A 7,680-nucleotide genomic window follows, 5' to 3' on the forward strand; every position below is an offset into this window, starting at 1 on the left:
CGACTTCCCGCACCCCGACTCGCCGACGACCCCCACCGTCTCACCGGCCGCCACCGCGAGATCGGCGCCGGTCAGCGCGTACACCCGGTCCCGGGCGAACAGGCCCCCGGTACGCGCCCTGTGCACCACGTGCGCGCCCCGCACCTCCACGACGGGGGTCTCCACCAGGGGGTGCATCGGACGGTCCCTTTCCGGTACGACGGTCACTGAACGGCCTCCTCGCTGTGGGCCGGAATGGGGCGATGGCGGGTGGCCGTGTGCCGGGTGGGGCAGGTGCGGGCCGGTGTGTGTGCGGTGTGTTTCGTTGGTCGGCGGGTGTACCCGGTCCGGTGGGGACAGACTTCCGGCGCGCGACCCGCGGCGCCGCCACGAGGGCGTGGCTTCCGTCAGGGGGTTCACCGGGTGGTCTCCTTCCGGTACGACGGTCACCGGACGGTCTCCTCGCTGTCGGCCGGGGCCGGGTGATGGCAGGCGACCGTGTGGGTCGCGGGGCCCGTGAGGACCGGAGCCTGCGCGCGGCACACCTCGCTCGCCCGTGGGCAGCGTCCGGCGAAGCGGCAGCCCGGTGGGAAGTCGGCGGGGGCCGGTACGACGCCCCGGATCTGGGTCAGCCGCGCCGCGGCGGACTCCAGTGAGAGCACGCTGCCGAGCAGCCCGCGCGAGTAGTGGTGGGCCGGGGCCGCCACCAGTTCGGCGGTCACGGCGCTCTCCACGATCTGCCCGCCGTACATCACCACCACCCGGTCGGTGACATCCGCGACCAGCGCCAGATCGTGCGAGACCAGGACGAGGGCGAAGCCCAGTTCCGCGCGCAGCCGCAGCAGCAGTTCCATCACCTGGGCCTGCACGGTGACGTCCAGCGCGGTCGTCGGCTCGTCGGCGATGATCAGGCTCGGGTCGCGGGACAGGGCCATGGCGATCAGCACCCGCTGCCGCTGCCCGCCGGACAGCTCGTGCGGATAGCTGCGCAGGGTGCGCTCGGGATCGAGGCCGACGAGGGCCAGCAGCTCGGCCGGACTGCGGCGCCCTCCGCGTCGTACCAGCTGCCCCAGCTGGGCGCGGACGGTCATGGCCGGGTTCAGGGAGGACAGGGCGTCCTGGTAGACCATCGCCATCTCGTGGCCCAGCAACTTCCGCCGGGCGCGAGCGGGTTCGGCGAGCAGGTCGCGCTGCCGGAAGCTGATCCGGCCGCGCACCCGGGCGCCGGGCGGCTGGAGCCCCATGACGGTGAGCGCGGTCAGCGACTTCCCGCACCCCGACTCGCCGACCAGGCCCAGCACTTCACCGGGGTGCACCTCGAAGCCGACCCCGGCGACGATGTCCACGCCCCGGTGCCGGCCGGGGAATCCGATGGCCAGGTCCGCCACGGCGAGCACCGGCGGCCCGGTGCGATCCGGGAGTGGCCGGGCGCGGGAGCGCAGCCCCCGGGCGGCCTCGGCGAGACCGGGCAGCTTCAGCACCTCACCCGAACTCACCTGCTCCACGGGCTCGTCGGCCGCCTCGACCTCCCTGGGCGCAGGCGCGGCCCACGCGTCCGAGACGCCCTCGGAGAGGATGTTCAGGCAGAGCACGGTCAGCAGGATCAGCAGCCCGGGGAAGACGGTCGCCCACCAACCCCCGGTCAGCACCATGTTCTTGCCGTCCGCGATGACACTGCCCCAGGACGGGTCCGGGGGCCGCACCCCCGCCCCGATGAAGGACAGCGACGCCTCGAACACGATCGCCTCGGCGACCTGCACGGTGCAGAACACCAGGACCGGAGCTGCGCAGTTGACGGCCACATGGCGCAGCACGATGTGCGGGGTGCGGGCGCCGATCACCCGTTCCGCGGTGACGTAGTCCTCGCCGTACTGGTCGAGCACATTGGCCCGTACGACGCGTGCCACCGGCGGGATGAACAGGAAGGCGATGGCGCAGATCAGCACGCCGATCCCACCGCCGAACACCGCCACGAGCACGGCGGCCAGCGCGATCCCCGGGAACGCCATCACCACGTCCAGACAGCGCATCAGCGTCTCGTCGACGGCCTTGCGCGAGGTCGCCGCGACCGCGCCAAGCACCGCCCCGACGACCAGGGCGAGCCCGGTGGCGCCGAGCCCGATCGCCAGCGACCACCGGGCGCCGTACATCAGCCTGCTGAGGATGTCCCGCCCCAGGCTGTCCTGCCCCATCCAGTGCGCGGCGGACGGGTGCCCGGTGCCGCCCACCGGGTCCTGCTGGTCGAGCGGGTCGTCGGGGGCGAGCAGGGGCGCGAGGAGGGCGACGAGGACGACGAGGGCGAGGAAGCAGACGGCGAGCCTGGACAGCGGCGGCAGCCGGCGCAGGGCGCGCGGTGTCACCCGGGGGCCGGAGAGCCGTTCGGCGAGTTCGGCGCGGGTCATCGTCAGGCCGCCCGCAGCCGGGGGTTGATGAGCAGATACAGGATGTCGATGACGAGATTGACGACGACGAACCCGGTGGCCGTGGTCAGGACGACGCCCTGGACCACCGCGGGATCGCCGTTCTGCACGGCGTCGATCATCAGCTTCCCCATCCCCGGCAGCGAGAAGATCGTCTCGATCACGACGGCACCGCCCAGCAGATAGCCGACCCGCAGGCCGAGCACGGTCAGCGGGTTGACCAGGGCGTTCCTGAGGACGTTGCGCCCGACGACGACCCAGGGCGGCAGCCCGCCGCCGATCGCGGTGCGCACATAGTCCTTGTCCAGCTCCTCCACCACCGAGGTCCGCACGATCCGGGTCAGCTGGGCGGCCACCGGCAGGGACAGCGCGACGGCGGGCAGCGCCATGGTCCGCAGCCAGCCGGTTGTGGAGTCGGCGGGGTTGATGTAGCCGCCGGTCGGGAACCAGCCCCGGTCCACCGCCAGGTACTGGATCATCAGCAGCGCCAGCCAGAAGCCGGGCGCGGCGACCCCGATCAGCGAGACGACCCGGATGGCCTGGTCGGGGAACCGGTCCCGGTACACGGCGGCGGTCACCCCGCCCGCGAGCGCCAGGACGACCGCGAACGCGAGGCCCAGGAAGGTCAGTTGGAGGGTGAGGGGGAGCGCGGTGGTGACCTGCTCGGCGACGGGGGCCCGGGTGAGGGCACTGGTGCCGAGGTCGCCGTGCAGCAGGGCGCCGACGAAGTGGACGTACCGCAGGGGCAGCGGGTCCAACAGGCCGTTGCGTTCCCGGAATTGGTGCAGCTGCTGGGGGGTCGGGTTGGCGCCCTGGAAGAACGCGGAGGCCGGGTCGACGTCCGAGAACCGCATCACCAGGAACACGAAGAGCACGATCCCCAGCATCAGCGGCACCAGCAGGGCGATCCGGCGCAGCAGGATGCGGACGACGGCCGTCATCCGGTCAGACCCACGTGGCCTGGAGCACGTTGATCCCCGGGTACGGCTGCGCCCTTATCCCGGTGAGCAGGCGCGGGTCCCAGGCGGTCATCAACTCGTTGTGGACGACCGGGTAGAGCACGGCCTGTTCGGCGACGACGTCGATGTAGCCCTGGACCATCGCCTTCTTGCGCCCGGGGTCCGGCTCCCGGGTGGCGCGGTCCATGTCCTTGAAGAGCTGTCGGGCGACGGGGTGGTCGGCCCAGCGGGTGTACCGCATCCAGAGGTTCTGCGGCCCGTAGTTGTAGCGCATGATCAGGTCGGCGTCGAGCCCGAACTGGTTCGGGTCGGAGGCCGCGGCGACGACTTGGTAGTCCTGCCGCTGGTCCATCTTGGTGAAGACGGCGGTGGTCTCCTGCGGTGCCAGGGTGGTGCGGACACCGATCGCGTCCCAGGACGCCTTGATGGTCGGCAGGCAGTCCACGATCCAACTGACATTGACGGCGAGGATGTTGATGCTCAGGTCCGTGACGCCGGCGGCCTTCAGCAGCGCCTTCGCCCTGTCCGGGTCGTAGTCGTAGACGGTCCTGGCCCGCCGGTACGACGGGTTTCCCTGGTCGAGGAAGGAGGAGGCGGCCCTGCCGTGCCCCTTGAGCGCGACCTCGACCATCTTCTCCTTGTCGATGGCGTAGTGCAGGGCCTGCCGTACCCGGATGTCGTCGAAGGGCTTGTGCCGGGTGTCGAACATCAGGAACAGGTTGTTCATCCCGGCCCCGCCGGCGACCTTCAGGCCGCCCTGTTCGAGCCTGCCGATGTTGGCGTACGGGATGTTGTCCGCGATCTGCGCGCCCGCGTCGGTCCCGGAGATCTTGGCGACGCGGGGGGCGGCGTCCACGATGGTCAGCCAGTTCATCTTCCTGAACGCGGGCCTGCGGGGGCCGTTGTAGGCGTCGAACGCCTCGAACGTCGTATTGGACTTCGGGTGATGGGCGGTCTGCCGGTACGGCCCCGACCCGACGGCCAGCCCCTTGATCGCGTCGTCCCACGCACCGGGCCGCCCGAACACGTGCTTGGGCATGATCTTGGCGAGCGTGAGCCGCGAAAGCCCGTCGGGGAAGGGGAACTTGAGCACGAGCTCGACACTGTCGCTGCCGGTCTTCCTGACTCCTTGAAGCCAGCTCTCGAAGAACCCTTTGGCGAGGGTCTGGGTCTTCGGGTCGAGGATCCTGTCGAACACGAAGACGACGTCGTCGGCGGTGACGGGCTTCCCGTCGTGAAAGGTGGCACCGGGCCGCAGCCGGAACCGCCAGGTGGTGGCGCCGGGATCCTTCGGCACCTCGGTGCCGAGCGCGGGATACGGCACCCGGGTGATCGGATCGGTGTCCAACAGCCCTTCGTAGACATGGTTGTTGGCTGCCATGGAGAACGCCGACGCCGTCTGCGTCGGATCCCAGCTGCCGTCATTGCCGTACCCGATCACCGCGGTGAGCGTCCGGTCCTTGCCGCTGCCGCCGTTCCCGGTGTCGTTCGTGGACTGCGGCCCTGCGGAGCAGGCGCCGAGGCCGGGCAGCGCGGCGGCCACCCCGAACCCCCCGACCCCTCTGAGCAGGGCCCGCCGGCCCGGGGCCGCCACATCACGGATCACGTCGTCACGCACGGGTCCTCCAGCAAGGTCGGGGAGGCGGGAAGAGGTACGACGTCCTACGTCCGGTTCGATCAGCGTGACCATAAAAGCACCCATGTGGGCGGTCAAGGGGGCACACACGAATGGGCTAGTTGCCGGGGGTCGGACCAAGTCCGATCCCGACTCGTACGTGCTGGTGAACCAGGCGATCTGGGTCCTTGCCTGCAATGGCCCGGCCGAGGGGCGGCCCTTGCTGGATCGGATCAAGGTCGTCACGCGATCGTCGGGTCGGCCCTGAAGAAGGCGGCCATTTGGGTCAGGCCGTTGTCGCTGAACATCGTGTCCAGGTTGGCCGCGGATTCGGTGGCGGAGGCCTGGCTGCGGGGGAAGAGCGCGGACTCGTAGGCGGTCAGGGCGAGTTCGGGGTCGTTCGGGTGGGCGGCGATGGCCTCGGCGAGCAGGGCGCCGTCGTACATGGCCAGGTTGGCGCCCTCGCCGGCGAAGGGGGACATCAGGTGGGCGGCGTCGCCCAGCAGGGTCACCCCCGGGACCCGGTCCCAGCGGTGGTCGGCGGGCAGGGCGTGCATATGGCGCGGTGTGAGCGGGCCGTCGGCGTCCGCGACCAGCCCCCGCAGGCCCTCGTCCCAGCCCTCGAAGCCCGCGAGGACCGCCGCCTTCGCCGCCGCCGTGTCGCCGAAGTCGATCGTGCCGAGCCAGCCCTCGTCCGCCCTCACCGCCGTATAGACGTGCAGGCTCCCGTCGGTCTCCCGGTGGGCCAGGAAGCCGCGGTCGCCGCCCAGGCTGATGAAGAACCCGCCGCCGATCAGCGCCGCGCTGCGCGGATGACGGGCGTCCGCGTCCAGCAGATCCGTCTCCACGAAGGAGATCCCGGTGTACGCGGGCCGCGCGGACGACACCAGCGGCCGGATCCGGGACCACGCGCCGTCCGCGCCGATCAGCAGATCCGTCGTGACGGTCGAACCGTCCGCGAACGCCACCTCGTGCCGGCCCCCGCCCAGCCCCCGCGCCCCGGTCACCTTGGCGCCCCAGCGGATCGTGCCCTGCGGCAGCGAGTCCAGCAGCAGATCGCGCAGGTCACCACGGTCCACCTCGGGGCGGCCGCCGTCGCCGTCGTCCTCCCGCGAGACCAGCACGGTGCCGTCGGGGCCGACCAGCCGCATCGCCTGGCCGCCCTCGTGGATCAGCTCCCGGAACGCGTCGTGCAGACCCGCGGCGTGCAGGGCCCGCTGGCCGTTCTCCTCGTGGATGTCGAGCATGCCGCCCTGCGTACGGGCCGCCGCGGACGCCTCCGCCTCGAAGACCGTCGCCTCGATCCCGTGCACCCGCAGCACCCGGGCGGCCGTCAGGCCGCCGAGCCCCGCGCCGATGATCGCGATGGGGACGTGGTTGTCATGTGTCACAGGGGGCCTCCCGACCGGCCAAGGGGTCTCTGACGAACGCCCTCACCCTAACGAACGTGTTCGTAACGAACAAGTTCGTCTATGGGCAGGGGGAGGCCGAGAGAGGGGGCGGGAGTGCGTTCGCTCAGTCCGTCGTGGGCGGGACCGGTGTCCGTGTGATGCCGTTGACCAGCACGTCGAAGCTCCAGCGCATCCGGTCCCGCACCGCGCCGCCGAGCAGCATCGGCATGTGCGCCTTGATCGCCGGATGCGTCGTCCCGCTCACCGCGTGCAGAGCGCGGGCGAGGGCGTCCCAGTCGTCCGCGTTCGCGGGGTCGTGCGCCTGTGTCGCATGCTCGGCGGCCGCCGCCGTGGCGTCCTGGAGCAGCTTGTCGACGCCCCACGCGACCTGTTCGCGCGCCGCGCCGCTGCGGGAGAGCAGGTCCAGGATCCGCTCCACCAGCCGCAGATAGTTCTCGCCGCTGGGCCGCGCGACGAGGGCCGACCGCGCGAGCTGCGGGTGCGTGAACAGGACGCGGGTGTACGACGCGAGTACGGCCCGAAGCCGCTCCCGCCAGTCCTCCCCGGCGCCCTCGGCCACCAGGTCGACCTCGCCGAGCAGCGCGTCCAGTACGGCCGCGTGCAGCTCGGCGGTGTTGGCCACGTACACGTACAGCGAGGCCGGGCCGGTGTCGAGCTCCTGCGCCAGGCGACGCATGGTGACCTTCTCCAGCCCTTCGGCACGCATGAGCCGTACGGCGGTGTCCACGATGCCCTGCCGGGTCAGCGCGGGCTTCGCGGGACGCTCCCTGCGGCTGGCCGGCTCTCTTCTCGCTGTCATACCGCGATCGTAACGAACGCGTTCGTAGTGCCGTTCGGATCGGCCACGGGACGGATCGGCCGCCGCCGCGGCGAGGCCGGGGCGGCGGCCGATCCGGACGGGTTCGACGCTGTCGCCTACGTGCGGCACGACACCGTCGAACGCCGTGTCAGCCGGTGGTGCAGGTCGCCGTCGGGGCGCCGTTGCTGCCCGAGTAGTTGGCGTTGAAGCCGAAGGAGGTGGCGGCGCCGGCGCCGCCACCTCCTTCGGCNNCGGCGCCGGCGCCGAGCGAGCCGTTGTTGCTCGCGTTCTTCACCGTGACCGTGTTGCCGGACTGGGTGTAGCTGCCGTTCCAGAGGCTGCTGACCGTCTGGTTGCCGGGGAAGGTCAGCTTGACGGTCCAGCCGTTGATGGCGGCGGAGCCGTTGTTCTTGACCGCCACCGAGCCGGTGAAGCCGGAGCCCCAGTCGGAGGAGTTGGTGAAGGTCGCGGAACACCCGCTGCCGCTCGGCGGGGG

The 7,680-nt window shown here is 71.5% G+C and carries 6 protein-coding genes and 1 pseudogene; all 7 read right to left on the minus strand.

The features are described 5' to 3' along the window. A pseudogene (locus CCN72_RS26705) lies at positions 1 to 177 on the minus strand (peptide ABC transporter ATP-binding protein); the annotation flags it as partial. Positions 178 to 425: 248 nt separating this feature from the next. Further along, entirely contained in the window at positions 426 to 2,381 is a 1,956-nt protein-coding gene (locus CCN72_RS26710; protein ID WP_086810301.1) for a dipeptide/oligopeptide/nickel ABC transporter permease/ATP-binding protein, read from the minus strand. Between the two features lie 2 nt (positions 2,382 to 2,383). Then, a complete protein-coding gene (locus CCN72_RS26715) occupies positions 2,384 to 3,340 on the minus strand; it encodes an ABC transporter permease (RefSeq protein ID WP_086810303.1) in 957 nt (318 codons plus the stop codon). 4 nt (positions 3,341 to 3,344) lie between these two features. Continuing rightward, the gene (locus tag CCN72_RS26720; protein WP_244174475.1) at positions 3,345 to 4,976 is read right to left on the minus strand and encodes an ABC transporter substrate-binding protein; all 1,632 of its coding nucleotides are present in this window, start codon (positions 4,974 to 4,976) and stop codon (positions 3,345 to 3,347) included. 239 nt (positions 4,977 to 5,215) lie between these two features. After that, positions 5,216 to 6,364, minus strand: coding sequence for an FAD-dependent oxidoreductase (locus tag CCN72_RS26730; RefSeq protein ID WP_086810309.1), 1,149 nt, complete (start codon positions 6,362 to 6,364; stop codon positions 5,216 to 5,218). A gap of 124 nt (positions 6,365 to 6,488) precedes the next feature. Beyond that, entirely contained in the window at positions 6,489 to 7,184 is a 696-nt protein-coding gene (locus CCN72_RS26735) for a TetR/AcrR family transcriptional regulator (protein ID WP_086810310.1), read from the minus strand. A gap of 148 nt (positions 7,185 to 7,332) precedes the next feature. After that, on the minus strand, positions 7,333 to 7,680 hold a 348-nt coding region (locus CCN72_RS26740), incomplete at its 5' end, for a cellulose binding domain-containing protein (protein ID WP_208638105.1).

The organism is Streptomyces murinus (assembly GCF_002154555.1).
In the GTDB taxonomy this organism is placed as follows: domain Bacteria; phylum Actinomycetota; class Actinomycetes; order Streptomycetales; family Streptomycetaceae; genus Streptomyces; species Streptomyces murinus.

Bases quoted from the DNA above. Each gene is read 5' to 3' on its own strand.
- CCN72_RS26735 (WP_086810310.1), bottom strand. From the start codon at position 7,184: ATGACAGCGAGAAGAGAGCCGGCCAGCCGCAGGGAGCGTCCCGCGAAG.
- CCN72_RS26715 (WP_086810303.1), bottom strand. From the start codon at position 3,340: ATGACGGCCGTCGTCCGCATCCTGCTGCGCCGGATCGCCCTGCTGGTG.
- CCN72_RS26710 (WP_086810301.1), bottom strand. From the start codon at position 2,381: ATGACCCGCGCCGAACTCGCCGAACGGCTCTCCGGCCCCCGGGTGACA.